Genomic DNA, 24,403 nt, shown 5'->3' with positions numbered 1-24,403 from the left:
CATTAGTATCGCTGGCGACAGTCGGGAAGAACTCGCCAGGCCGACCCTCGGAGCTGTCCGTGCACGACCCTCCCGACACCTCTGCGCACCCCCTCGTCCGCGTCCGCGGCCTCACCAAGCGGTTCGGCGGGACCCTCGCGCTCGACGGGGTCGACCTCGACGTCCGCGCGGGCAGCGTCCTCGCCCTCCTCGGCCCCAACGGCGCCGGAAAGTCCACCCTCATCAAGGTGCTCGCCGGCATCCACCGCGCCGAGGCGGGACGGGTCACGGTGGACGGGCACCCGCTGGGCAGCCGTGCCGCCTGCGCCGCCATGTCCTTCATCCACCAGGACCTCGGTCTGGTGGAGTGGATGACCGTCGCCGAGAACATCGCCCTGAGCACCGGATACCGGCGCCGCGCCGGGCTGATCTCCTGGCGGCGCACCCGGGAGCGGTGCGCCGACACCCTGGCGGCCGTCGCCGGAAACCTCGACCCCGCCACGCCGGTCGCCCGGCTCTCGCCCGCCGAGCGGTCGCTGGTCGCCATCGCCCGGGCCCTGGCCACCCGGGCGGGAGTCGTCGTCCTGGACGAGCCGACCGCCCGGCTGCCCGCCGCGGACTGCGCCCGGCTGTTCCGCGTCCTGCGCACCCTGCGCGACCGGGGGCACGGCCTGCTCTACGTCACCCACCGGCTGGACGAGGTGTACGAGGTCGCCGACGCCTTCGCCGTCCTGCGCGACGGCCGGCTGGTCAGCCACGGCGACCTGGCGGGCCACAGCCCCGCCCGCCTGGTCCGCGACATCGTCGGCGAGGAACCCACCCGGTACCGGCCCGCCACCGTCCCCGCCGACGGCCCGGCCGTCCTCACCCTCGACGGCGTACGGACCGCCGGTACCGGACCGGTCGGCCTGGACCTCAGGGCGGGCGAGGTGCTGGGGCTGGTCGGCCTCTCCGGCGCCGGACACCGGGAACTGGGCCGGGCCCTGGCAGGTGCCCGCCCCCTCCTCGGCGGCCGGGTCCTGCTCGACGGCCGGCCGTACCGCCCCCGCACGGTCGCCGACGCCGTCCGCCTCGGGGTCGGCCTGGTGCCCGGGGACAGACAGCGGGAGGGCTGCGCCGCCGAACTGACCGTGCGGGAGAACCTCCTGGCCAACCCGGGCGCCGCGGGCGTGCCGGCGCTGCACCGGATCGTCCCCCGGCGTGAACGCGCCACGGCCGCCGGCCTGATCGAACGGTTCTCGGTGCGTCCCCCGGACAGCGAGGCCCCGATCGGCACGCTCTCCGGCGGGAACCAGCAGAAGGTCATGCTCGGCCGCTGGCACCCGGTGGGCCTGCGCCTGCTGGTCCTGGAGGACCCGACGGCCAGCGTGGACGTCGGGGCCAAGGCCGCCGTCTACCGGCTGCTCGACGAGGCGCTGGCCGGCGGGCTCGCGGTGCTGCTCGTCTCCACGGACCTCGAGGAGGTCGCCGGCGTGTGCCGGCGCGCCCTGGTGTTCGTCCGCGGCTCCGTGACGACCGAACTGAGCGGTCCCGCGCTCACGGTCACCGGGCTCACCCGGGCGGCCTCGGCCATGCCCCCCGCCGGAACCGCGACGGCCTCATGACCGCCTCGCCCAGGGCCCCGGCCCGGCCGCGCCGGGGCCCCGCCGGACACCACGTCGGCGCCTACGGCCTGCCGGTCCTCACCGCTCTGCTCTTCCTGGTCTTCTCGCTCGCGCTGCCCCGCACCTTTCCGACCCGGGACACGGTCGACTCGATCCTGTTCAACCAGTCCATCCCGGCCGTCCTCGCGCTCGCCGCCACGGTCCCCATCGTGACCGGCGCGTTCGACCTCTCCCTCGGCTACGGCCTCGGCCTGGCGCACGTGATGGTGATGCACCTCGTGGTCACCGAGGAGTGGCCCTGGCCCTGGGCCTGCCTGGTGGTGGTCGCCGGCGGGGCGGTGGTGGGCGTCCTCAACGGCGCGGTCGTCGAGTTCGGCCGGATCGACTCCTTCATCGCCACCCTCGGGACGGGCAGCATGATGTACGCCGTGACCGGCTGGATCACCGACGGCGGCCGGATCGTCCCCGGTCCGCGGGGACTCCCCGCCGCCTTCACCGATCTCTACAACTCCACCTTCCTCGGGCTTCCGGTGCCCGCCTGGTACGTGCTCGCCCTCGCCGGCGCCCTCTGGCTGGTGCTGGAGCGGCTGCCGCTCGGCCGCTACCTCTACGTCGTCGGCTCGAACCCACGCGCGGCCGAGCTCGTCGGCATCCCGGGCCGCCGGTACACCGTCTACGCGTTCGCCGCGTCGGGGCTGCTCGTCGGTTTCGCCGGTGTGCTGCTCGCGGCCCAGCAGCAGATCGGCAATCCCAGTGTCGGCCTGGACTATCTGCTGCCCGCCTTCGCCGGGGCGCTGCTCGGCTCCACCGCGATCAGACCCGGCCGCCCCAACGCCCTGGGCACGCTGGTCGCCGTCGCCGTGCTCGCGGTCGGCCTGACCGGCATCGGCCAGCTGGGCGCGGACTTCTGGACGGTCCCGCTGTTCTACGGCGGCACGCTCCTGCTCGCCGTCGGGCTGGCCGGCTACTCCGCCCGCCGTCTGCGTACCGGGGCCGACGCGTCCGCAGCCCCCTCCGAGCCGTCCCCCTCGGCCCGGGACGGTGACCCGGCGGGCCCCACGCCATGAGTCCCCCGCGTCCTTCTCCCGCGCGAGGAGCGCCCGTGCACCGCAACCACAGGGTCTCCCCGGCCCGATCCGTCGCCGTCGCCCTGCTGGCGGCGGCGACCGCGCTCGCGGGCTGTGAACGCGGGTCGCCGGGCGGCCCCACGGCCTCCGCCACCGGCCCGAGCGGCTGCCCGGCGGCCCAGGCACGGGCCCGGGCAGCAGTCACCCGGGCGGAGCGGACCGACGTCCCCTGGAACGGGCCGACCAGCGGCCCCGCGGCGGTGTCCGGCAAGACGATCGTCTACGTCGCGCAGACCATGACCAACCCCGGCGTCGCGGGCGTCGCGAAGGGCCTGCGGGAGGCCGCGCGGGTCATCGGCTGGAACGTCCGGGTGATCGACGGCGAGGGCACCCCCGCCGGTATCCAGGCGGCGCTGAGCGAGGCCGTGGCTCTGCGGCCCTCGGGCATCGTCATCGGCGGTTTCGACCCCGCCTCGACGGCGCAGCAGACCGCGCGGGCCACCGCGGCGGGCATCCCGCTCGTCGGCTGGCACGCGGTCACCTCCCCCGGTCCCAGCGTGCGGCCGAAGCTCTTCACCAACGTCACCACCGACGTCGGCGACGTCGCCGCGATCAGCGCGCAGTGGGTCGTCGCGGACTCCCGGGGCAACGCCGGGGTCGTCCTCTTCACCGACGCCTCGATCCCGTTCGCCCACCACAAGTCCGAGCTGATCAGAAAGGGGCTGGCCACCTGTGCGGGGATGCGGGTGCTGGCGTACGAGAACATCCCGATCCCGGACACCAGCACCCGTACCGCCAGGGAGGTCTCCACCCTCCTGGCCCGGTTCGGGAACCGCTGGACCTACTCCGTGGCGATCAACGACCTGTACTTCGCCGACGCCGCCCCCGCCTTCCGTGCGGCCGGGGGCAGCGGCACCGGTCCGCCCTTCAACATCGGCGCCGGCGACGGCGACCCGTCCGCCTTCCAGCGCATCAACGGCGCTCAGTACCAGGCGGCCACCGTCCCCGAGCCGCTGTCGCTGCAGGGCTGGCAGATCGCCGACGAGTTCAACCGCGCCTTCTCCGGTCGTCCCGCCAGCGGTTACGTCGCGCCCGTGCACGTCTCCACGGCGGCCAACAGCGAAGGGACCTCGGCCTGGGACCCGTCGGGCTACCGGGAGGCGTACCGGAGGATCTGGGGCAGGTGACGGAGACGCAACAGGCCGCGGCGGGGCCTCGGCCGAGCGAGCCCGGCCCGGGGCATCGAGGCCCGAGGCCGCTCCGGACGGGCGGAGCCGGTCGTCCGCCGGTGCACGGCGGCGGACGTCCCGGAACGAGGCGGCCGTCGCCGTCCGGCAATCTCCGCGACCGGGTCTGCGTCCACGCACCGCGTCAGCGGCTGGCGGCGGCGGCGGTGGCGGTGGCGGTGGCGGTGGCGGTGGCGGTGGCCAGGATCTCGGTGGTCTGCTGGATCACGGTCGGGGAGGCGTTGTTGAGGCACGCATAGCCGGTGCGCGCCGCATGCCCGTCCTCGGCCGGAGCCACGATGCGCATCAGTTCCTGTGAACCGCCCGCCCGCTCGCACCAGCCCTCGACCCGGTCCAGCCGGCGTACGGGGGCACGTGGACCTCCGGCCGCGGTCCGGACACAGAACACCGGCGCCCCGCCCTCGACGACGGGATGTGGTAGCCGAGGAGTTCATGGTCGAACCAGCGGTGCAGGGTGTCGACCCAGGCGCCGCGCCGGTAGTCGAAGGGGTCGACGTGCCCGGTCTGGGAGAGCCAGATCTTGCGTACGACACCGTTCCCGGCGAGGGCGTCCCACCACTGGCCGAACTCCTCGGTGCGGACCGTGAGGTCCTGCATGCCGTGCACGACGAAGACGCTCGCCCTGACCTTGTCCGCGTCCGTCACATAATCCCGCTCGGCCCAAGTGGAGCACCAGTCACCGGACTTGACGGCAGGGTCGCCGAGCGGCTTGTTCACGGCGGCGCAGCGCTTACCGGTGGCATCGCTCTCGACCATGCGGATCAGCGCACCGGGCGTGGGGGCGCTGCCGACCAGCCAGGCTCCCTGGGAGAAGTAGGCGTCGTACCAGGAGGAGATGGAGCTGATCGGGACGATCGTCTTCAGTCCTTCGACGCCGGTGGCCGCGACCCCGTTGGCGATGCTGCCGTCCCAGCTCTTGCCGATCATCCCGGTGGCGCCGTCGGTCCAGGTGGCCTGTGCGCGGGTGGTACCGGTGTGCGTGGTGTAGCCGTGGGCACGCCCGTTCAGCCAGTCGACGACGGATTTCGTGGACTGGATGTCGATGGGTCCTCCGGCGTCCGTGCAGCCGTCGGAGCGGCCGGTGCCGGGGAGATCGACCGCGACGAAGGCATAACCGCACGGGACGAAGTAGTTGTCGTAGAAGAGCGGGAAGCGGACCGGTCGCCCGACCGCGTCATAGGTCTTCTTCTGGTTCTCGTTGCCACGACCGCAGCAGGAGTAATAGGGGCTGGCCTCCATGATGACCGGAATCTTGTGGCCCTTGGCGGCCGGTTCACCGGGCCGCACGACGTCGACGGCCACCCGGTTGCCACGCCGCGGGAACTCCCTTCTCGCCGTGTGGTCCTGGACGTGCCCCGGGACCGGCTTGCCGGGGCGATTCGGCTCAGGGGTTCCAGAAGAACGAGACGGGTCCCCGGTCGAAGCGTCGCTCCGCCAGGTCCTGTCGCGCGATCACCCCGTGCAGGGTGGATCCCTCCCGCAGGACGCGTCGTGCGACGACTCCGGGCACGGCTGGCTCAGGTCAGGCGGCGGACCTCGACGAGGAGGGCCTGGTCGGGGTCGAGGGCCGACGGCGGCCTGACCGCCCGGCCGCCAAGTGGTGGGCCCCGCTCGCGACTTGCCCCGGAAATGATCAAAGGTGTGTGTCAGAATCCTCTGACACACACCCTGATCTGCGACTTCGTAAAGTCGGGACGACAGGATTTGAACCTGCGACCCCTTGACCCCCAGTCAAGTGCGCTACCAAGCTGCGCCACGTCCCGCTGCGGAGTCACGCGGTGGATGCCGCGTGATCACGCAGGTCAACACTACCGCACGCGTGCCGGTGCTGCTGCCGCCGGCTCCGCGACCGGTACGGTGACGCGCTGTCCGCGGCGGACCGGCACCAGGAGCGCGGCCCCGGCGGCGGCCAGGCAGAACAGGGCGAGCAGCGCCCAGGCGTGGGTGTAGCCGGAGGCGTAGGGCAGTCCGGAGGGCTGAAGCCGGCCGGTGACCAGGACGCTGGTGAGCGCGGCGCCGATGGAGCCGCCGATGGTGCGGATGTTGGCGTTCATGCCGGTCGCGGCGCCGGTCTGCTCGGGCGGCACGCTGCCGACGACGAGGTTGGCCATCGAGGCGAAGGCCAGGCCGATTCCGAGGCCGAAGAGGCCGGAGACGACGGTGATCTGCCACTGGGCGGTGTGCCACAGGGCGAGCATGCCGAGCGCGAGGGCGCCGAAGGCGGCACCGGCGGTGAGGAGCGCCTTCGCGCCCACCCTGGGCTCGAGCCGGCCGGTGAGGATGCCGGAGAGGAACATCGCGAGCAGCATCGGGAGCATCAGCAGCCCGGAGGCGGTGACGCTGGCGCCGAAGCCGTATCCGGCGGAGGACGGCGTCTGGACGAAGCCGGGCAGGAAGGACCAGAGGGCGTACATGCCCGCACCGAACAGCAGGGCCGCCGCGTTGGTGGTCCAGACGACGGGCAGCCGCATGACGCGCAGGTCGATCAGCGGGGTGCGGGAGCGGGCCTCGACGAGCAGCCACACCGCGAACAGCACGACGGCCGTGCCGAAGAGGCCGAGCACCTTGGCCGAGCCCCAGCCCCACTGTCCGGCCTGGCTCAGCGGCAGCAGCAGCGCCACCAGCCACGCGGAGAGGAGCCCGGCGCCGAGCCAACTCACGCTGCCCTGGGCCCTCTTGGGCGACTCGGGGACATAGCGGGCGGCGATGAGGACGGTCACGGCGACCACACCGACCGGGATCCAGAACAGCCAGCGGTAGTCCAGCGCGGAGACGATGGGCCCGGCGGCCACGATGCCGACGCCGCCGCCGGCCGCGATCACCGCGGACAGGTTGCTGATGCTGCCGCTGACCTGGGCCGGGGCGAACTCGTCCCGGATGATGCCGAAGGAGAGCGGGAACAGGGCGCCGCCGACGCCCTGGACGACCCGGGCGACGATCAGGACGCCGATGCTGGGCGCGAGGGCGGCGAGCAGACAGCCGGCCAGGACGGCCACCAGGACGGCGACGAGGGTGCGCCTCTTGCCGGCCAGGTCCCCGACCCGGCCGAGTATCGGGGTGAAGACCGAGGCGGACAGCAGGTAGGCCGTCATCACCCAGGTCGCGTCGGACTGCGAGGTGTGCAGGGCGTGCTGGACGGTCGGCAGGGCCGGCGCGACCAGCGACTGGAGCATGGAGAACACGCCGGCACCGGTCGCGAGGACCGCGAAGGTGAGGCGGGGGGACTTCCGGGGCATGAAAGAGCCTCTCCGAACATCGGACACGGAGGGAACGAGATGTCTGGGTAGGTGCGCAAGGGCGTGGGCGCAGGCCGCGTCCGGCCATGGCGGGCCCTTTTCGCACTGCTAAAGTGGAGGTACCCCTCCACTGTACTGGAGGCAACCCTCCGCTTCAACCGAAGTCGAGGAATCCCTCCGGTTCACCCTCGTCCCCCGGGAGGCAGCAGTGACCGTCGGCCCCTTCCCCGTCAGTGAGATCGTCGCGTCCCGCAGACCGCACCGCAAAGACGCGGCCCGCAACTACGACGCGCTGGTCACGGCCGCCCGCGAGGCGTTCGCCGAGAAGGGCGCGGAGGCCTCCCTGGAGGACGTCGCCCGCCGCGCCGGGGTCGGGATCGGCACGCTGTACCGCAACTTCCCCACCCGCCGCGACCTCTTCGAGAGCGTCTACGCCGACGAGGTCAACACCCTGTGCCGGGCGGCCGTCGAGCTGGCCGGGCTGGAACCGTGGCAGGCCCTGACCTCCTGGCTGGACCGCTTCACCGGCTACATGGTCACCAAGCGGGCGGTCCGCGAGGCGCTCAACGACGAGTCGGAGATCTTCTCGGCCTGCCGGGACTCGATGTACTCGGCCGGCGGCCCGCTGCTGGAGAGGGCCCAGAAGGCGGGCGTGGTACGGACGGACATGGAGATCGGCGACCTGCTGCGGATGGTCTCGGGCATCACGGCGACGGCCTTCGAGGACGAGGCCCAGCGCGACCGGGTCATGTCCATCGCCCTGGACGGGGTACGAGCCGTGCGGTAGACGCCCCTCCAAAGGCGAGGGCGGTATCGATCCGTCGGAGGCGCGGGGCGGTACCGGTCCATCAGAAGCGCGGGGCGGTACCGGTCCATAGAAGCGCCGGGCGGTACCGGTCCATCAGAGGCGCCGGGCGGTGTCGATCCCGGGCTCCCGCCACGCCGGCGCGACAGGCCCCACCGACCCGCGGATCACCACTCGCCGCTCAGCCCCGAACGCTTCTGCCTTCGTACGCCGCCCGCAACACACCCAGTGCGTCGTCCGCGGCGACCGGCCTCGGGTTGGCATACGCCTGCCCTGCCACCTGCCCGGCCGCCACCGCCAAGTCGCCTTCTTTCAGGCCGAGTTCGGCGAGCGAACGAGGCGCCCCCAGACGCCCGGCCAGCTCCTGCAGGGCGCCCGGCGCATCGTCCGCCCCCAGTGCCCGGGCCACGGCGGCCGCCGCCTCCGGGACGGCCGGCGCGTTGAAGGCGAGGGCGTACGGCAGGACGACGGTGTGGGTCTCCGCGTGCGGGAGCCCGAACGTGCCGCCGAGGACATGGCACAGCTTGTGGTGCAGGCCCATGGTGGTGGCGCCCAGGCAGGCCCCGCACAGCCAGGCGCCGTACAGGGCGCGGGAGCGGGCCGGTACCGAGTCCGGGGCGGCGGCGATCCCGGGCAGCGCGCCCGCCAGCGCCCGGATCCCCTCCTCGGCCATCAGCGCCACCAGCGGTGAGCCGTCGGGGGCGTACAGCGCCTCCACGGCGTGGGCGAGGGCGTTGATCCCGCTGGTCACCGAGAGCGGAACGGGCAGGGAGAGGGTGAGCTCGGGGTCGTAGACGACACTGCGCGGCAGGACCACGGGGTCCCGGCCGGTGCGTTTGGCGCCGTGCTCGGTGAGGCCCCAGACCGGGGTCATCTCGGAGCCCGCGTAGGTCGAGGGCACGGCGATCACCGGGAGGCCGGTGCGCAGGGCGATGGCCTTGCCGAGGCCGATGGCCGAGCCGCCGCCGACGGCCACGCAGCCGTCGGCGGCCGCCGCCCGGGCCGCCTCGACACCCCGGTCGGCGACCTCGACGGGGACGTGCATCCGGGCCCCGGTGTGCAGGCCGGCGCAGGCGGACCCGAGCGAGTCGGCGACGGCCCGCGCGGTCCGCGCACCCCGCTCGCCGCTGAGCACCAGCAGCCGCCGCAGACCGAGCAGCCGGGCCTCCGCGGCGGGCGCGGTGAGCGCGGCGCCGGGCCGGAAGACCACCCGGGCGGGCCGGGTCTCGTACACGAAGTCCAGCGTCACGAACGCTCCAGTACGAGGTCGAAGCGGGCGTGCCGGAACGGGTTCGGCACGCCGAACTCCCCCGCCAGCGCCGGGTCGTCGGTCGGCGTGAAGTCCTTGACCAGGCTCTCCTTGACCGCGAACACCGCGTCGGAGTCCAGGTAGTCGCCGCCGGCGACGAAGATGTGCGTGGTGACCGGGGTGTGCCCCGCGGCCGAGACGATGAAGTGGATGTGGGCGGGGCGGTAGGGGTGCCGTCCGGTGGCCTTCAGCAGGGCGCCCACCGGGCCGTCGGTCGGGATCGGATACGCGCTGGGCACACAGGTCCGGAACCGGAAACGGCCCTCGCCGTCGGCCGTGAACAGGCCGCGGCCGTTGCCGGGCGGCTGGACCTCGGGCTGCTGCACGTCGTAGAAGCCGTGCGGGTCGGCCTGCCAGACGTCCAGGACGGCGCCGGGCAGCGGGGTGCCGTCGGCGGACCGGACGACTCCGCTGACCACGCAGGGTTCACCGGCGCCGACCAGGTCGATGTCCGCGCCCAGCTCCCGGACCGGGGACTCGGTCATGTGGAAGGGGCCGAGGACGGTCGACTCGGTGCTGCCGGGGTCACTGTGCCCGTTGACCGTCTCGACCAGCATCGACAGGCCCAGCACGTCGGAGAGCAGGATGAACTCCTGCCGGGTGTCCGTGCAGGTCTGGCCGGTCGCGGTGAGGAACGCGACCGCCGTCTCCCACTCGCCCTGGGTCAGCCGGGTCTCGCGCGCGAAGGCGTGCAGATGGCGGATCAGCGCCGCGAGCACGTCGCGCAGCCGGGGGTCGTCGGTGGCTCGCAGGCTCTCGACGGCCTCCGTGGTGACCGCGTCCTCGGTTGTCATGACGGCTCCTTGCCCGGCGCAACAGTGACCATGGGCGAGCCTAGACCCGTTCACCGTTCAATGAACGGATCTACTTGATCAGCGCGTTGGCCACCACCACGATCACCCCGAGCAACGCGTCGAGGACGCCGATGAGCACGGCCGCGGGCCAACTCCGCGCCGACCAGCGGGCCGTGACGAGGCCCAGACCGAACAGGATCACGATGTTCAGGATGAACGCCGGGTACTCGACGCCCTTGGCCGGCCACCAGCCCCAGCCGGCGCCCGCGAGCAGGAAGACCGTGGGCAGCACGGCCGTGACCAGCGGCCACTCGTCGGCCAGGGAGCGCAGCCCGTCCCAGCGCCGGTGCGGGGCGCGCTCGGCGATGTAGTGGGCGTAGCCGTGGGCCAGGGCGGAGGCGCAGGCGGTCACCAGCAGCCAGAGGGCGTCGTAACGGCGGCTCGCGGCGGAGGTGTGGCCGTACTGGGTGAGCGCCGCGACCATCGAGGAAGCCAGTACGGCGCCGTAGACCCCGCCGAACAGGACGGCCTCGCGGGTGTCGTGCGTGTGCGGCTCCGCCACCGCCACCGTGGAGTCGGCCATGTTCTCCACGATCACCCCGGCGTGCCGCCCCCGCCAGTCCGGACGGCCCGACGAAGTGTCCTCCCACCAGGCCCGATGCCCCACACCCTGTCCACGCCCAGGGCGCCGGGGGCTCGCTAGGGTCACCGTATGACGACACCCAGCTTCGCCCTGCACATCCCCGACGCCGACCTCGGACCCGAGCCGCTGGACCCGGCGCAGATCCTCTCCGGCACGCCCGAGGTCACCGGCAAGGTGGTCTGGGAGTCGGCCGACGGCAAGCAGATCCGCGGGATCTGGCAGATCACTCCGGGTGTGGTCACCGACACCGAGGCGGACGAGCTGTTCGTGGTGGTCAGCGGCTCGGCGACGATCGAGGTCGCGGACGGGCCGACGCTCACGGTGGGTCCCGGGGACATGGCCGTGCTGCGCGCGGGCGACCGTACGACGTGGACGGTGCACGAGACGCTGCGCAAGGCGTACGCGATCAATCTGTGAGGGGGGCCGGACGGTCCGTGAGACGGGTAGGGCCGGCCTCTGGGAGCGACCGGCTCAGCGACCCGCCGGGGCGGGCATGTTGTACGGCGTGACCACCTGGATCGGCGACGGCAGGGCCGGGCCCGCCGGCGGCAGCGCGCCCTGGGCGCGCATCACCAGGTGGCAGGCCTCCCGCATGTCCTGCCGCAGGTCGTGGTGGAGGACGGCGGACAGGCGGTGCTCGCGCAGCAGGCGGGTGTTGTCGTGGTCGAGGTCGTGGGCGACGAACACCGCGCACTCCCGGCCCAGCTCGGCGAAGGCGCGCAGGGTGGCGTTGTTGCCGCCGCCGATCGAGTAGACCGCGCGGATCTCCGGATCGCGTTCGAGGGCGGCGCGGACCAGGTCGTACTGGGTGGCGTCCAGCCCCTGCCCCTCGGCGATCTCCACCACGGTGCGCTCGGGATGGGTGGCCCGCATGACGCTGCGGAAGCCCATCTCGCGCTCCTCCTCGTTGCGGAAGAAGCCGCTGCTGAGGCTGGTGAGGACATTGCCGGGCCGGCCGCCGAGCCACTGGCCCATCAGATACGCGGCGGTGGCGCCGGCCGCCCGGTTGTCGCTGCCGACATAGGCGAGCCGACCGCTGGCGGGCAGGTCGGTGACCAGGGTGACCACCGGGATCTCCGCCGATCTGAGGCGCCCCACGGCGGCGGTGACCTCGGGGACGTCCGGTGCCTTGAGGATCACGCCCTGCGAGCCCCGGCGGGCTATCCGGTCCAGCGTCCCCACCAGCTCCGCCACCGGCCCGGTCTCCCGGAAGTGGAACCGGGAGCGCACCACCGCCGGGTGCAGCGCGGGCAGCTCGGCCTCGAGCGCCCCGCGTACCGCCGTGGTGAACCGCTCGGGCGCCTGCATCACGATGTCGACCATGAAGGTGCGGCCCACCAGCCGGACCTGGGTGCGCTGCCGGTCCAGGTCGGCGATCGCCTGCCGCACCTCCCGCTCGGTGCTCTCCCGTACCCCTCCCCTGCCGTTCAGCACCCGGTCCACGGTGGCCTCGCTGAGACCTGCCTGACGTGCGATTTCACGGATCGGGAAGGGGTGACCCACAGCCTGGCTCCTTGAGGGGTTTTTGATGGCTCGCTGCTGGTTGTTCGAGGGGTTTGTACTGACAACAATGACAGAGCCCCGCCGCTCCCATGGTCCTGACCCGGGCCGTGACCGTGGCCGTGACCGAAAGAAGGACACCGATGTCCCTCGCCGCCGAACAGGGCCGCGCCTGGCTCTCCCAGCAGGACTGCGACCTCGACACCTTCCGCGCGCTGGTCGAGCGGACCACCGACCCGGCGGCCTACCCGCACGCCTCGGCCGTCGAGCGCAACGTCCTCGTCTACGACAGCGAGCGGCTGCGCGGCGCCGACGCGCCCCACGCGCTGCGGACCGAACTCGTGCGCGCCCTCACCGACGGTCCCGGTGTCGTCGTCTTCAAGGGCGCGTTCCCCGACCCGGAGGTCGTCGACCGGGCCACGGGGGTGTTCGAGGCGCTGATCTCGGAGCAGAAGGAGTCGGGCGTGCGGGCCGGCGACCACTTCGCGAAGCCGGGGGCCAACGAGCGGGTGTGGAACGCGCTGGAGAAGGCGGCGCTGTACGACCCGGAGGTGTTCGCCGACTACTACGCCAACGACATCCTGGCCCTGGTCTCCCGGGCCTGGCTGGGCCCCGGCTACCAGGTCACCTCGCAGATCAACGTGGTCAACCCGGGCGGCATGGCGCAGACCGCGCACCGCGACTACCACCTCGGCTTCCTCTCCGACGAGCAGGCCGAGGCCTACCCGGCCCATGTGCACCGTCTCTCCCCCGTGCTCACCCTCCAGGGTGCGGTCGCCCACTGCGACATGCCGGTGGAGTCCGGGCCGACGCTCTACCTTCCCTACTCGCAGACCTACGAGCCGGGCTATCTGGCCTGGCGGCGGCCTGAGTTCCAGGACCACTTCAGGGCCCACCACGTACAACTGCCCCTGGCCAAGGGCGACGCGGCGTTCTTCAACCCGGCGGTGTTCCACGCGGCCGGCACCAACCGGAGCGTGGACGTGCGCCGGATGGCCAACCTGCTCCAGGTCTCCTCGGCCTTCGGACGGGCCATGGAGACGGTGGACCGGGAGGCGGTGACCAACGCGGTCTACCCGGTACTGCGCCGGCGCCGGACGGAGGGGGCCTCCGAGACCTGGCTGGAGCACGTCATCGCCGCGAGCGCCGAGGGCTACCCCTTCCCGACCAACCTGGACAGCGATCCGCCGGTCGACGGCATGGCCCCGCCCTCGCAGGCGGACCTGGTGCGGCGGGCGCTGCGCGAGGGATGGGCGACGCGGGTGCTGCGGGACGAACTTCGGGCCGCCACGGCCCGGCGCGAGAGCTGAAAGGCCAAGGTTCCATGGGACTTCTCGACGACAAGGTCGTCCTCGTCAACGGCGGCAGCCAGGGCGTCGGCGCGGCCATCGCGCGGGCCGCGGGCCGCGAGGGCGCCACGGTGGCCGTCACGGGCCGCAGGCCCGAGCCCGGCGAGGCCCTGGTGGCCGAGCTCACCGCCGCCGGCGGCAAGGCGCTGTACGTGCGGGCCGACCTCTCGGACGCCGACCAGGCCAGGACCTCGGTGGCCGAGGTGATCGACGCGTACGGCCGGATCGACTGCCTGGTCAACTCGGCGGGGCTCACCTCCCGGGGCACCCTGCTGGACACCACGCCCGAGCTGTTCGACCAGCACATCGCGATCAACCTCAGGGGGCCGTTCTTCGCGATGCAGGCGGCGGTCGCCGACATGGTCGCGCGCAAGGCGCCCGGCACGGTGGTCAACATCATCACGTCGGCCGCGCACGGCGGGCAGCCGTTCCTGGCGCCGTACGTCGCCGCGAAGGCCGGTCTGATCGGCCTGACCCGCAACGCGGCGCACGCGCACCGCTGGGACCGGGTGCGGATCAACGGCCTGAACATCGGCTGGACGGCGACGGAGGGCGAGGACGCGACGCAGCGGGCGTTCCACGGGGCGGAGGACGGCTGGCGGGAGGAGGCGGCGGCCAGGCAGCCGATGGGAAAGCTCGGCCAACCGGACGAGATCGCGGACTTCGTGGTGTTCCTGCTCTCCGAGCGGTCGGGGGTGGTGACCGGGTCGGTGATCGACTGGGACCAGATCGTGCTGGGTGGTCTCGACTGAGGGGTTGCCACGTCATGCCGTTGGTCGTCCGCGGCTGCGCCGTGGCTGGTCGCGCCCACGCGGCGGAGCCGCATATCGACAGAGCCCCGCGCCCCGGATGGGGCGCCTCAACAGGAAGTAGCAAGGCACATGCGTATCGGAATCCTCGGCCTCGGCCGCATCGGCGCGTTCCACGCCGAGACCCTCTCCGGGCTCGACGCGGTCGACTCGCTCGTCCTGACCGACCCGTTCGCGGACGCGGCCAAGGCCGCCGCCGAGAAGTTCGGCGGTGAGGTCGTGGACTCGCCCGAGGCGCTGCTGGCCGCCGGTGTGGACGGCATCGTGGTGGCCGCCGCCACCGACGCCCACCCCGCCCTGATCCTGGCCGGCGTCGAGGCCGGCATCCCCGTCTTCTGCGAGAAGCCCGTCGCCAAGCACATGAGCGACGGTGTCGAGGTCCTCAAGGCCGTCCAGGGCAAGGGCGTGCCGATCCAGATCGGCTACAACCGCCGCTTCGACGCCGGGTTCGTCGCGGCGCGTGCCGCCGTCCAGGCCGGCGAGCTGGGCAAGCTGCACACCGTCCGCTCGACCACCCTGGACCCGGCCCCGCCGCCCGCCGCCTATGTCGCCGTGTCCGGCGGCATCTTCCGGGACTGTTCCGTGCACGACTTCGACATCATCCGCTGGGTGACCGGCCGGGAGGTCACCGAGGTGTACGCGGTCGGCGGCAACCGGGGCGCCGACTACATCAGGGAGGCGGGCGACGCCGACACCACCGGGGCGATCCTCACCCTGGACGACGGCACCATCGCGGTGGTCTCCAACTCCCGCCACAACGCGCGGGGTTACGACGTCCGCATGGAGCTGCACGGCTTCCAGGACTCGATCGCCGTCGGCCTGGAGGACAAGCTCCCGCTGCGTTCGGTCGAGCCCGGGGTGACCTTCCCGGCGGGCACGCCGCACGACTTCTTCATGGACCGCTTCACCGCGGCCTACCGCGCCGAACTCGCCGCGTTCACCGAGGTCGTGGCCGGCTCCCGTCCCTCCCCCTGCACGGTCGAGGACGCCCTGGAGGCCGGCTGGGTCGCGGAGGCCTGCACGCTGTCCCTGCACGAGCACCGTCCGGTGACGATCGCGGAGGTACGCGGCGCCTGAACCGGGCACGACGGCGAGGCGGGCCGGGACCGAGCCCGGCCCGGGAGACCGTGCGGGACTGCGCCGAGAGCCTGCTCGCCCACGGCGCGGTCCCGGTCCGGGCGGCTCAGAGGCCGTAACGCATCGCGAACTCGTCCGGGTCGTAGGCCTCCCGGTCCGGGTCGTGCCGGATCGCCGGCGCGGTCTCGACCATGTCCTCCGGGCGGATCCGCTCCGGCAGCGCCCCGAACCGCTGGTGCCGCAACACCTCGGCAGCCGCGTCGACGTCCGGCTCCGCGTGCTGTTCGTCTGTCATGCTCGCCCCATGTCGTGTCGCCCGCCGCGGCGGCGGCATGGTGACCGCCGCGGCGGAGTCCGGTTTCGTGCCCTCGTCCCGGAGAACGTCCGGGTCGCGGCGCCTGTTCCCGGGCTCAGGCGCCGCAGGACCGCAGGAACTGCCGGGTGCGCACCGCGATGGGCAGCGGCTTGTCCGGCTCGCAGGGGTACATGTCCTGCTCGACGATGGCGAACAGGTCGACACCCAGCCGCTGCGCCGCCTCCATCACCGGGCCCAGCTCCGGTACCCCGGTGGGAGGTTCGCACATCACGCCCTGGGCCACGGCCGGCCCGAACGGGGTGCCCTTGGACCGGACGTCGGCGAGGATCGCCGGGTCCACCTGCTTGAGGTGGAGGTAGCCGATCCGCTCGCCGTAGGTCTCGATCAGTTTGACGCTGTCGCCGCCGCAGTAGGCGTAGTGGCCGGTGTCCAGGCAGAGGTTGACCAGGTCCGTGTCGGTCGAGTCGAGGAAGCGCTCCACGTGCTCCTCGGTGTCGATGTGGGTGTCGGCGTGCGGATGGACGACGATGTCCAGGCCGTACGTCTCCTTGACCTCGTGTCCGAGCCGTTCCATGCCCTTGGTGAGGTGGGCCCACTGCTCGCCGGTCAGCTCGTGCGGCTCCAGGATCTCGGCGGTCTTGTCGTCCCGCCAGAAGGACGGGATGACCACCAGGTGCTTCGCGTCCATCGCCTGGGTGAGCGCGGCGACCTGGCTGACGTGCTCCCAGGTGGACTCCCAGACGGCCGGGCCGCGGTGCAGTCCGGTGAAGACCGTGCCGGCCGAGACCTTCAGGTTCCGCCGGGCGATCTCGTCGGTGAGGCGGGCCGGGTCGGTGGGGAGGTACCCGTAGGGGCCGAGCTCGATCCAGGAGTACCCGGCCTCGGAGACCTCGTCGAGGAAGCGTTCCCAGGGAACCTGCCGGGGGTCGTCCGGGAACCAGACGCCCCAGGAGTCGGGGGCCGATCCGACGCGGATGCGGTCGAGGGCGTTCGCCATGGGTCAGGACTTTCCTTCCGGACCGGTCACCGCGGGGGCGGTGAGGTCCTCCTCTTCCGGGAGTTCCTCGGTGTCCACTCCGCGGACCTGGGACAGTTCGTGCTTGAGCGCGGCGAGTTCGGCACCGCCCGCCATGTGGTTGGTGAGCTCTTCGAGGGTGATATCGCTGCGCTCGGCGGAGAGTTCGAGGGTGCCGAGGCGCAGCACGCTGAAGTGGTCGCCGACCATGTAGGCGTGGTGCGGGTTGTGGGTGATGAAGATGACGCCGAGGCCGCGTTCGCGGGCGGCGGCGACGTACTTCAGGACCACGCCGGACTGCTTGACGCCGAGGGCGGCGGTGGGCTCGTCCAGGATCAGCACCCGGGCGCCGAAGTAGACGGCACGCGCGATGGCCACGCACTGGCGCTGCCCGCCGGAGAGGGTGCCGATGGGCTGGTCCAGGTCGTCCAGGACGATGCCCATGTTGCGCAGTTCGCGGTCGGCGGTCTCCTTCATCCTGGTGATGTCCAGACGCCGGACCGGCCAGGGACCCCTGGTCATCTCGGAGCCGAGGAAGAAGTTCCGCCACACCGGCATCAGCGGGACCGTCGCCAGGTCCTGGTAGACGGTGGCGATGCCCTTGTCGAGTGCCTGGCGCGGGGTGGTGAAGCGCACCGGCTCGCCGTCGACGAGGAAGTCACCCTCGGTGTGCTGGTGCAGCCCCGAAATGATCTTGATGAGGGTGGACTTGCCGGCGCCGTTGTCACCGAGCACACAGGTGACCTTGCCGGGGAAGACCTTCAGGTCGACGCCGTGCAGGGCGCGGATGTTGCCGTAGGACTTGCCCGCGTCGCGCAGTTCGACGATCGGGGCGCCCTCGGCGGCAGCCGTGTCCTGGAGGACGGCGCCGTGGGTTCCGGTTCCGTTGTCTGTCATCGGGTCACCTCCTGGTCGCGGTGCGCTGGACCCACAGGTTGATCAGGACGGCGCCGAGCAGCATGACGCCGAGGAAGGCCTTGAACCAGTCCGGGTTCCAGCCGGCGTAGACGATGCCCTGCTGCACCATGCCGAACATGAACGCACCGAAGACCGGGCCGATCGCCGAACCCGCACCACCGGTCAGCAGGCAGCCGCCGATGACGGCCGCGGAGATGTAGATCAGCTCCTGGCCCACACCCTCGCCGGACTGCACCGTGTTGAAGGAGAACAGCTGGTGCATCCCGACGAACCAGGCACCGAAGCCGACCAGCATGAACAGCGAGATCTTGGTGAAGGTCACCGGCACACCGACGGCCCGCGCCGACTCCTTGTTGCCGCCGACCGCGAAGATCCAGTTGCCGTACTTGGTGCGCAGCAGCACCCAGGTGGCGATCGCGGCGAAGACCAGCCACCACACGATGGTGATCTTCACTTCCACGCCGCCGATGTGGAAGGAGGAGGCGAAGACGCTCCTGACCTGGTCGAAGCCGTCCATGTTGCTGATGTCGTCGGTGGCGACGTTGCCCGTGACCAGCTTGGTGACCGCCAGGTTGACGCCCTGGAGGATCAGGAAGGTGCCCAGGGTGACCAGGAAGCTGGGCAGCCCGGTCCTGACCACCATCCAGCCGTTGAAGGCGCCGATGGCGAGCGACACGATCAGGGCGACGATCACGCCCACCCACACGTTCAGGGTCAGCTGGTAGCTGAGCATGCTCGCGGTCAGCGCCGAACTGACCACCGCGACACCGGCCGAGAGGTCGAACTCGCCGCCGATCATCAGCAGGGCCACCGGCAGCGCCATGATCCCGATGGTGGACGACTGGTACAGGATGTTCGCCATCGAGCTGGCTTCGCGCACCGGCGGGGCCGCGATCAGGAAGAAGACGTACACCGCGACGGCGCCGAGGAAGACGCCCACGTCCGGACGGGCCAGCACCCGCAGCACCAGGGGGCGTTGTGCGGTACGGCCGTCCTTCTCCTTGGGGCCGGGGGCCGGCGGTGTGGCCACCGCCGGCTGTGCCTGCTGGCTCATACCGATCACCGTGTGCCCTTCGCGGCGAACTCGGCGACCTTGTCGACGTTGGACTTGTCGACGAAGGCCGGCCCGGTCAGCACCGGCTGCTCACCGCCGCCCATGTAGTTGCCGTTGTTCTTGTAGAGCCACAGCGAGTCGACCGCCAGGTAGCCCTGCAGATACGGCTGCTGGTCCACGGCGAACTCGATGGTCCCCTTGCTGATAGCGCCGGTCAGGTCCTTGTTCAGGTCGAAGGTCGCGATCTTCGCCTTGCTGCCCGCGTCCGACACCGACTGCACGGCGATCAGCGCGATGGGGGCGCCGAGCGTGATCACGTGGTCGATGGAGCCGTCCGTCTTGAGCTTGGCGGTGATCGTGGACTTGACCGCGGTCGGGGACGTGCCGTCCACGTACAGGGTCTCCGTCGTCCCCGAGAACGTCTTCTTCACGCCGTCGCACCGCTGGGTGAGGCCGACGTTGCCCTGCTCCTGGATGACACAGACGACCTTCTTGGCGCCTTCCGTGTTCAGCCGGTTGCCGAGCGCCTCGCCCGCCACCGTCTCGTCCTGGCCGAAGAACTCCAGCAGGCCGAGCTTCTTCCAGTCGCTCACACCGGAGTTGAGCCCGACGACCGGGATGTTCGCCGCGGTCGCCTTGCCGATGACGGCCTTGAGGGCGTCCGGCTTGGCGAGGGTGACGGCGATCCCGTCGACCTTCTGGTCGATCGCGTTCTGCACCAGGTTGGCCTGGTTGCCGGCGTTCGGATCGGCGGAGTAGACGAGCTTGACGTTGTCCTTCGCGGCGGCCGCCTCGGCACCCTTGCGGACGATGTCCCAGAAGGTGTCGCCGGGCGCCTGATGGGTGACCAGCGCGACCGTCATGCGCGGAGTGCTCGCCTTGCCGGCGGCGGCGGACGCACCGCCCTCCTCCGACTTCTTTCCGCCGGAGCTGCTGGAGCAGCCGGCGAGGGTCAGGGTGGCCGCCACGGCCACGGCCACGAAGGGGGCCAGTCTCCGCGGACGGATTCGGGATGAGCGGTCCATCTTGCCTGCACCTCACTGTGCGACGGGAAAGAAAGGGAATCCGTGAGGATCCTTGACCCGGTCCGGAAAGCGCCGGTCCGGGTCGGTGCTGTGCGTTGGGACGGGATACAAGTCCCTGCGCGGCCCGCTGTCAATACTTTGTTAAGACATCATTTCACACTCAGGTCCGAATGTAAGTACAAACCATTGACAGTTCGACCTGCCCCGATCTACACCTGAGAGGCATTCCGTCCCACCCGGAGAGCCTCGCGATCCCTACCCGCTCCCGCCCGGCGTACCCCTGTACACCACCCCGTCCGAATGAGGTCCCCATGAGCCAGCCGACCACCCGCCTGACCGTCGCCCAGGCGCTGGTGCGGTTCCTGTCCGCCCAGTACACCGAGCGCGACGGCGTCCGGCACCGGCTGATCGCCGGCACCTGGGGCATCTTCGGCCACGGGAACGTGGCCGGGATCGGCCAGGCGCTCCTGGAGTACGCCGACGTCATGCCGTACCACCAGGGCCGCAACGAGCAGGCGATGGTGCACGCGGCCGTCGGCCACGCCCGCCAGCTGGACCGGCTCTCCGCGCAGGCGGTGACCACGTCCATCGGCCCGGGCGCCACCAACCTGGTGACCGGCGCCGCGCTCGCCACCGTCAACCGGCTGCCGGTGCTGCTGCTCCCGGGCGACTACTTCGCGAGCCACGCGCCCGACCCGCTGCTGCAACAGCTGGAGCACCCGGTCGAGTTCGACGTCTCCGTCAACGACACGCTGCGCCCGGTCTCCCGCTACTTCGACCGGATCACCCGCCCCGAGGCGCTGATCCCGTCCGCGCTGAACGCCATGCGGGTGCTCGCCGACCCGGCCGAGACCGGCGCGGTCACCCTCGCCCTGCCCCAGGACGTCCAGGCGGAGGCGTACGACTGGCCCGAGGAGTTCTTTGCCGAGCGGATCTGGCGGGTCCGGCGGCCCGCCCCCGACCCGGTCGAGCTGGCGGCCGCCGTCAGCGCCGTACGGGCCGCTGAGCGGCCGCTGATCGTGGCGGGCGGCGGAGTCCACCACAGCCGCGCCGAGGACGCCCTGAGGGCCCTTGTGGAGGCCACCGGCATCCCCGTGGCCTCGACCCAGGCGGGCAAGGGCGCGCTGCGCCACGACCACCCGGCCGACCTGGGCGGTATCGGCCACACCGGGACCGCCGTCGCCGACGACCTGGCCCGCACCGCCGATCTGGTCATCGGCGTCGGTACCCGGTACACGGACTTCACCACGGCCTCCGGCACCCTCTTCCAGAACCCGGACGTCCGCTTCCTCAACCTGAACATCACCGGCTTCGACGCCCACAAGCTGTCCGCCCACACCCTCGTCTGCGACGCGCTGACGGGGCTGGACGCCCTCACGGAGGCCCTCGCCGGCCATCGGGTGGCCGCGGACTACGAGGCCGAGTACCGGGCCGGCAGGGAGCGTTGGGAGGCCGTCGTGGCGGCGGCCTACCGCGCGGACGACGAGGACGCGGTGCCGACCCAGACGCAGGTGCTCGGCGCCCTGGACGCGGTGGTGGGCGATGACGACGTTGTCATCAACGCGGCCGGCTCGCTCCCGGGCGACCTCCACAAGCTCTGGCGGGCCCGCTCGCCACGCCAGTACCACCTGGAGTACGGCTACTCCTGCATGGGCTACGAGATCCCGGCCGGCATCGGCGTCCAGCAGGCCGCCCCGGACACCGTGGTCTGGTCGCTGGTCGGCGACGGCACCTACCTGATGAATCCGACCGAGATCGTCACCGCGGTCCAGGAGGGCCTGCCCGTCAACCTGGTGCTGATCCAGAACCACGGGTACGCCTCCATCGGCGGCCTCTCCGAGTCGGTGGGCGGCGAGCGGTTCGGCACCGCCTACCGCCACCGCTCGGCCGACGGCACCTTCGGCGGCGCCCCGCTGCCGGTCGACCTCGCCGCCAACGCGGCCAGCCTCGGCATGGAGGTGCTGCGCGCCAAGACCGTGCGGGAGCTGCGCGAGGCGCTCGCCGCGGCCCGCGCCAGTGACCGGCCGACCTGCGTGTACGTCGAGACGGACCCGGCGCCCACCGCTCCGGGGGCCGAGGCCTGGTGGGACGTGCCGGTCGCCGAGACCGCCACCCGCGAGGCCGCCGTACGGGCCCGCGAGGACTACGACCGACAGGTCGCCGGCCGCCGCCGGCACCTGTGAACCCACGATCCCCGGAAGGAGGTGTCCCGTGGCCCGAACCGGTGGTTCCGCCCGCACCGCGACCGTCTCGGCACTCGACTCCCTGGACTTCGCCCTGGACCGCGGCAGTCCCGTACCGCTCTACTACCAGCTCGCCCAGCAGCTGGAGGAGGCCATAGAGCACGGCGTGCTGGCCCCGGGGAACCTCCTGGGCAACGAGATCGACCTGTCGGTGCGGCTCGGCCTGTCCCGGCCCACGGTCCGCCAGGCCATCCAGTCGCTCGTCGACAAGGGCCTCCTCGTGCGCCGCCGGGGTGTGGGCACCCAGGTGGTGCACAGCCAGGTCAAGCGGCCGCTGGAGCTGAGCAGCCTCTACGACGACCTGGAGTCGGCCGGGCAGGGCCCGACCACCCGGGTGCTGCGCAACGAGCGGATCCCGGCGACCGGCGAGGTGGCCGCCGCGCTCGGCATCGCGGAGGGTGCGGAGGTGATCGTGCTGGAGCGGCTGCGCTGCACGCACGGCCAGCCGGTGGCGTTCCTCTGCAACTACCTGCCCGCCGACCTGCTCGAACTCGACACCGAACGCCTGGAGTCGACCGGTCTGTACCGGATGATGCGCACGGCCGGCATCACCCTGCACAGCGCCCGGCAGACCGTGGGCGCCCGCAGCGCCACGGCCGAGGAGGCCGGCCGTCTCGACGAGAAGGAGGGCGCCGCCCTGCTCACCATGCGGCGCACGGCCTACGACGACACCGGGCGGCCGGTGGAGTACGGCAGCCATGTCTACCGGGCGTCCCGGTACGCCTTCGACTTCCAACTGCTCGTACGGCCCTAGGGCGAGCCGGGCGCGGAACGGCGCGTGGAACGGCGCGTGGCGGTGCGGCCGCCGCGGGCTTAACCGCTGGTCCCACCTCGGGAAACCAACATGCCCGCACACGAGCCCCCACGGAGTTCGCCCCCCGGGGGCCCGGCCGTACCGCTCCGTTCAACAAACCGGCAGGCAACCATGTCGATTACGTTTCGGGCAAGAGACGGGTGAGAGGGACGCAGGCTATTGACGCATGAGCGGACAAGCGGCTGTTATTGCGCCCACGATGTTCGGCCGAGTTGGTTTCTGATCGGTTTCGGGACCTTTCGAAGATCAACTCTCCCCTTGCCGAACCCTGTTACTCAGGAGCCGCCATGCGCATCTCCCCGTCCGGTCTTCACCTGCCGGGTCCGAGCCGCCGTAACGTTCTGCGTGGGGCCGGTTCGGCCGCCCTGCTCGCCGGCGGCATACCCCTGCTCTCCGCGTGCGGCGGCAGCGGATCCTCCTCCGACCCGAAGACGGTCTCTCTCGGCTCCAACGGCTCGGACGCCGTACCCAAGAAGGCCTACGCGGAGATGTACGCGACCTTCAAGAAGCAGTCGGGCATCACGGTCGATGTCAACACGAAGGACCACAACACCTTCCAGGAGCAGATCAACTCCTACCTGCAGGGCACGCCGGACGACGTGTTCAACTGGTTCGCCGGGTACCGGATGCAGTTCTTCGCGAAGAAGGGCCTCGCCACTCCGATCGACGAGGTCTGGGACAAGATCGGCGACGGCTTCCCCGACGCGATGAAGAAGCTCAGCAAGGGCGAGGACGGCAAGTACTACTTCGTGCCGCTGGACACCTACCCCTGGGCGATCTTCTACCGCAAGAGCGTCTTCCAGCAGCACGGCTACAAGGTCCCCACCACCTGGGACGACTTCGTGGCCCTGTGCAAGCAGATGAAGAAGGACGGCCTGGTCCCGATCGCGTTCGGCGACAAGGACGCGTGGCCGGCGATGGGCACCTTCGACCAGCTCAACTTCCGCATCAACGGGTACGACTTCCACGTCGACCTGATGGGCGGCAAGGCCGAGTGGACCGACCCGAAGGTCAAGGCCGTCTTCGACCACTGGGCCGAGATCCTCCCCTACCACCAGGACGGCTTCATGGGCCGCACCTGGCAGGACGCCGCGCAGAGCCTGGTCTCCAAGAAGGCCGGCATGTACCTCCTCGGCTCCTTCGTGGCCCAGCAGTTCACGAACAAGGCCGACCTGGACGACCTCGACTTCTTCGCCTTCCCGGAGATCAACTCCGCGTACGGCCAGGACACCGTCGAGGCGCCCACCGACGGCTACATGGTCAGCAAGGCCCCGAAGAACAAGTCCGGCGCCTTCAAGCTCATGGAGTACCTCGGCACCCCCGCGGCCGAGCAGATCTACCTCAAGGCCGACTCCAGTGTGGTCGCCGCCTCCTCCAAGGCGGACACTTCGTCGTACTCCGCCCTGCAGAAGAAGGCGTACGACATGATCAGCAACGCCAAGAGCCTCACCCAGTTCATGGACCGCGACTCCCGCCCGGACTTCACCTCGACGGTGATGCAGCCCGGCCTGCAGAAGTTCCTGCAGAACCCGAAGGGCGTCGACAGTCTGCTCTCGTCGATCGAGCGCCAGAAGAAGACCATCTTCGCGTCCGAGTGAG

22 protein-coding genes, 1 tRNA gene and 1 pseudogene are annotated in these 24,403 nt (G+C 71.5%); 11 read left to right on the top strand and 13 right to left on the bottom strand.

Annotated elements, in window-relative coordinates; translation table 11 throughout:
• The first annotated feature begins 59 nt into the window (after nt 1–59).
• From ACWDGI_RS11590 to ACWDGI_RS11580, 3 genes are read left to right on the top strand one after another with little or no spacing between them, the layout of a single operon-like run.
• The gene (locus ACWDGI_RS11590; protein WP_450757805.1) at nt 60–1,583 is read left to right on the top strand and encodes a sugar ABC transporter ATP-binding protein; all 1,524 of its coding nucleotides are present in this window, start codon (nt 60–62) and stop codon (nt 1,581–1,583) included.
• Complete coding sequence (locus tag ACWDGI_RS11585; protein ID WP_450757803.1) at nt 1,580–2,650, top strand: ABC transporter permease; 1,071 nt, start codon at nt 1,580–1,582, stop codon at nt 2,648–2,650. The genes ACWDGI_RS11590 and ACWDGI_RS11585 overlap by 4 nt, the downstream gene beginning before the upstream one ends.
• A complete protein-coding gene (locus tag ACWDGI_RS11580) occupies nt 2,647–3,837 on the top strand; it encodes a substrate-binding domain-containing protein (protein WP_450757801.1) in 1,191 nt (396 codons plus the stop codon). The genes ACWDGI_RS11585 and ACWDGI_RS11580 overlap by 4 nt, the downstream gene beginning before the upstream one ends.
• A gap of 184 nt (nt 3,838–4,021) precedes the next feature.
• Here the strand turns inward: ACWDGI_RS11580 and ACWDGI_RS11575 are convergent, their stop codons facing one another.
• From ACWDGI_RS11575 to ACWDGI_RS11560, 4 genes and pseudogenes are all read right to left on the bottom strand, one after another.
• Entirely contained in the window at nt 4,022–4,183 is a 162-nt protein-coding gene (locus tag ACWDGI_RS11575; protein WP_450757799.1) for a hypothetical protein, read from the bottom strand.
• Between the two features lie 131 nt (nt 4,184–4,314).
• A pseudogene (locus tag ACWDGI_RS11570) lies at nt 4,315–5,211 on the bottom strand (CocE/NonD family hydrolase); the annotation flags it as partial.
• Nucleotides 5,212–5,586: 375 nt separating this feature from the next.
• Nucleotides 5,587–5,660 (bottom strand) — tRNA-Pro (locus tag ACWDGI_RS11565).
• A 45-nt stretch (nt 5,661–5,705) separates the two neighbouring features.
• Nucleotides 5,706–7,133, bottom strand: coding sequence for an MFS transporter (locus tag ACWDGI_RS11560; protein ID WP_450757797.1), 1,428 nt, complete (start codon nt 7,131–7,133; stop codon nt 5,706–5,708).
• 208 nt (nt 7,134–7,341) lie between these two features.
• Between ACWDGI_RS11560 and ACWDGI_RS11555 the strand changes: the two genes are divergently transcribed.
• Complete coding sequence (locus ACWDGI_RS11555; protein ID WP_450757795.1) at nt 7,342–7,920, top strand: TetR/AcrR family transcriptional regulator; 579 nt, start codon at nt 7,342–7,344, stop codon at nt 7,918–7,920.
• A 199-nt stretch (nt 7,921–8,119) separates the two neighbouring features.
• Here the strand turns inward: ACWDGI_RS11555 and ACWDGI_RS11550 are convergent, their stop codons facing one another.
• The 3 genes from ACWDGI_RS11550 to ACWDGI_RS11540 all read right to left on the bottom strand — a co-directional run bounded on the left by ACWDGI_RS11550 (nt 8,120) and on the right by ACWDGI_RS11540 (nt 10,624).
• Nucleotides 8,120–9,181, bottom strand: a complete 1,062-nt coding sequence (locus ACWDGI_RS11550) for a maleylacetate reductase (RefSeq protein WP_450758470.1) — start codon at nt 9,179–9,181, stop codon at nt 8,120–8,122.
• Between the two features lie 2 nt (nt 9,182–9,183).
• Nucleotides 9,184–10,041, bottom strand: coding sequence for a dioxygenase family protein (locus tag ACWDGI_RS11545; RefSeq protein WP_450757794.1), 858 nt, complete (start codon nt 10,039–10,041; stop codon nt 9,184–9,186).
• 70 nt (nt 10,042–10,111) lie between these two features.
• Nucleotides 10,112–10,624 (bottom strand): hypothetical protein, encoded by a 513-nt coding sequence (locus tag ACWDGI_RS11540; protein ID WP_450757792.1) that lies wholly within the window; start codon nt 10,622–10,624, stop codon nt 10,112–10,114.
• Between the two features lie 129 nt (nt 10,625–10,753).
• On the opposite strand from ACWDGI_RS11540, the gene ACWDGI_RS11535 reads away from it, so the two are divergent.
• Nucleotides 10,754–11,101 (top strand): cupin domain-containing protein, encoded by a 348-nt coding sequence (locus ACWDGI_RS11535; protein ID WP_450757790.1) that lies wholly within the window; start codon nt 10,754–10,756, stop codon nt 11,099–11,101.
• A 54-nt stretch (nt 11,102–11,155) separates the two neighbouring features.
• Here ACWDGI_RS11535 and ACWDGI_RS11530 read toward each other — a convergent pair whose 3' ends face one another.
• Nucleotides 11,156–12,187 (bottom strand): LacI family DNA-binding transcriptional regulator, encoded by a 1,032-nt coding sequence (locus ACWDGI_RS11530; protein WP_450757788.1) that lies wholly within the window; start codon nt 12,185–12,187, stop codon nt 11,156–11,158.
• Nucleotides 12,188–12,327: 140 nt separating this feature from the next.
• On the opposite strand from ACWDGI_RS11530, the gene ACWDGI_RS11525 reads away from it, so the two are divergent.
• The 3 genes from ACWDGI_RS11525 (at nt 12,328) to ACWDGI_RS11515 (ending at nt 15,419) form a co-directional block, all read left to right on the top strand.
• Nucleotides 12,328–13,494, top strand: coding sequence for a phytanoyl-CoA dioxygenase family protein (locus ACWDGI_RS11525; RefSeq protein WP_450757786.1), 1,167 nt, complete (start codon nt 12,328–12,330; stop codon nt 13,492–13,494).
• Between the two features lie 14 nt (nt 13,495–13,508).
• Nucleotides 13,509–14,285, top strand: a complete 777-nt coding sequence (locus ACWDGI_RS11520) for an SDR family oxidoreductase (RefSeq protein ID WP_450757784.1) — start codon at nt 13,509–13,511, stop codon at nt 14,283–14,285.
• 129 nt (nt 14,286–14,414) lie between these two features.
• Complete coding sequence (locus ACWDGI_RS11515) at nt 14,415–15,419, top strand: Gfo/Idh/MocA family protein (protein WP_450757782.1); 1,005 nt, start codon at nt 14,415–14,417, stop codon at nt 15,417–15,419.
• Between the two features lie 106 nt (nt 15,420–15,525).
• Here ACWDGI_RS11515 and ACWDGI_RS11510 read toward each other — a convergent pair whose 3' ends face one another.
• From ACWDGI_RS11510 to ACWDGI_RS11490, 5 genes are all read right to left on the bottom strand, one after another.
• Nucleotides 15,526–15,714, bottom strand: a complete 189-nt coding sequence (locus ACWDGI_RS11510) for a hypothetical protein (protein ID WP_450757780.1) — start codon at nt 15,712–15,714, stop codon at nt 15,526–15,528.
• Between the two features lie 115 nt (nt 15,715–15,829).
• Nucleotides 15,830–16,732: a sugar phosphate isomerase/epimerase family protein gene (locus ACWDGI_RS11505; protein WP_450757778.1), complete on the bottom strand. Its 903-nt coding sequence runs from the start codon at nt 16,730–16,732 to the stop codon at nt 15,830–15,832.
• Nucleotides 16,733–16,735: 3 nt separating this feature from the next.
• A complete protein-coding gene (locus ACWDGI_RS11500; protein WP_450757776.1) occupies nt 16,736–17,647 on the bottom strand; it encodes an ATP-binding cassette domain-containing protein in 912 nt (303 codons plus the stop codon).
• Nucleotides 17,648–17,651: 4 nt separating this feature from the next.
• Nucleotides 17,652–18,728, bottom strand: a complete 1,077-nt coding sequence (locus ACWDGI_RS11495) for an ABC transporter permease (protein WP_450758468.1) — start codon at nt 18,726–18,728, stop codon at nt 17,652–17,654.
• Nucleotides 18,728–19,747, bottom strand: coding sequence for a sugar ABC transporter substrate-binding protein (locus ACWDGI_RS11490; protein ID WP_450757774.1), 1,020 nt, complete (start codon nt 19,745–19,747; stop codon nt 18,728–18,730). The genes ACWDGI_RS11495 and ACWDGI_RS11490 overlap by 1 nt, the downstream gene beginning before the upstream one ends.
• 311 nt (nt 19,748–20,058) lie before the next feature.
• Here ACWDGI_RS11490 and iolD point away from each other — a divergent pair, with 311 nt between their 5' ends.
• The 3 genes from iolD (at nt 20,059) to ACWDGI_RS11475 (ending at nt 24,402) form a co-directional block, all read left to right on the top strand.
• Entirely contained in the window at nt 20,059–21,930 is a 1,872-nt protein-coding gene (gene iolD, locus ACWDGI_RS11485) for a 3D-(3,5/4)-trihydroxycyclohexane-1,2-dione acylhydrolase (decyclizing) (protein ID WP_450757772.1), read from the top strand.
• A gap of 28 nt (nt 21,931–21,958) precedes the next feature.
• Nucleotides 21,959–22,744 carry a GntR family transcriptional regulator gene (locus ACWDGI_RS11480; protein WP_450757770.1) on the top strand — a complete coding sequence of 262 codons (786 nt, stop codon included), beginning with the start codon at nt 21,959–21,961 and terminating at the stop codon, nt 22,742–22,744.
• 347 nt (nt 22,745–23,091) lie between these two features.
• Nucleotides 23,092–24,402, top strand: coding sequence for an ABC transporter substrate-binding protein (locus ACWDGI_RS11475; protein WP_450757768.1), 1,311 nt, complete (start codon nt 23,092–23,094; stop codon nt 24,400–24,402).
• The last annotated feature ends 1 nt before the right edge of the window (nt 24,403 follow it).

The sequence above is a fragment of the Streptomyces sp. NPDC001220 genome, assembly GCF_053597895.1.
This window is presented reverse-complemented; position numbering and strand designations above follow the sequence as displayed.

Coding starts and splice junctions, on each gene's coding strand:
- ACWDGI_RS11585 (WP_450757803.1), top strand. CDS start 1,580: ATGACCGCCTCGCCCAGGGCCCCGGCCCGGCCGCGCCGGGGCCCCGCC.
- ACWDGI_RS11580 (WP_450757801.1), top strand. CDS start 2,647: ATGAGTCCCCCGCGTCCTTCTCCCGCGCGAGGAGCGCCCGTGCACCGC.
- ACWDGI_RS11575 (WP_450757799.1), bottom strand. CDS start 4,183: ATGCGCATCGTGGCTCCGGCCGAGGACGGGCATGCGGCGCGCACCGGC.
- ACWDGI_RS11560 (WP_450757797.1), bottom strand. CDS start 7,133: ATGCCCCGGAAGTCCCCCCGCCTCACCTTCGCGGTCCTCGCGACCGGT.
- ACWDGI_RS11545 (WP_450757794.1), bottom strand. CDS start 10,041: ATGACAACCGAGGACGCGGTCACCACGGAGGCCGTCGAGAGCCTGCGA.
- ACWDGI_RS11540 (WP_450757792.1), bottom strand. CDS start 10,624: ATGGCCGACTCCACGGTGGCGGTGGCGGAGCCGCACACGCACGACACC.
- ACWDGI_RS11535 (WP_450757790.1), top strand. CDS start 10,754: ATGACGACACCCAGCTTCGCCCTGCACATCCCCGACGCCGACCTCGGA.
- ACWDGI_RS11525 (WP_450757786.1), top strand. CDS start 12,328: ATGTCCCTCGCCGCCGAACAGGGCCGCGCCTGGCTCTCCCAGCAGGAC.
- ACWDGI_RS11520 (WP_450757784.1), top strand. CDS start 13,509: ATGGGACTTCTCGACGACAAGGTCGTCCTCGTCAACGGCGGCAGCCAG.
- ACWDGI_RS11515 (WP_450757782.1), top strand. CDS start 14,415: ATGCGTATCGGAATCCTCGGCCTCGGCCGCATCGGCGCGTTCCACGCC.
- ACWDGI_RS11510 (WP_450757780.1), bottom strand. CDS start 15,714: ATGACAGACGAACAGCACGCGGAGCCGGACGTCGACGCGGCTGCCGAG.
- ACWDGI_RS11505 (WP_450757778.1), bottom strand. CDS start 16,732: ATGGCGAACGCCCTCGACCGCATCCGCGTCGGATCGGCCCCCGACTCC.
- ACWDGI_RS11500 (WP_450757776.1), bottom strand. CDS start 17,647: ATGACAGACAACGGAACCGGAACCCACGGCGCCGTCCTCCAGGACACG.
- ACWDGI_RS11490 (WP_450757774.1), bottom strand. CDS start 19,747: ATGGACCGCTCATCCCGAATCCGTCCGCGGAGACTGGCCCCCTTCGTG.
- iolD (WP_450757772.1), top strand. CDS start 20,059: ATGAGCCAGCCGACCACCCGCCTGACCGTCGCCCAGGCGCTGGTGCGG.
- ACWDGI_RS11475 (WP_450757768.1), top strand. CDS start 23,092: ATGCGCATCTCCCCGTCCGGTCTTCACCTGCCGGGTCCGAGCCGCCGT.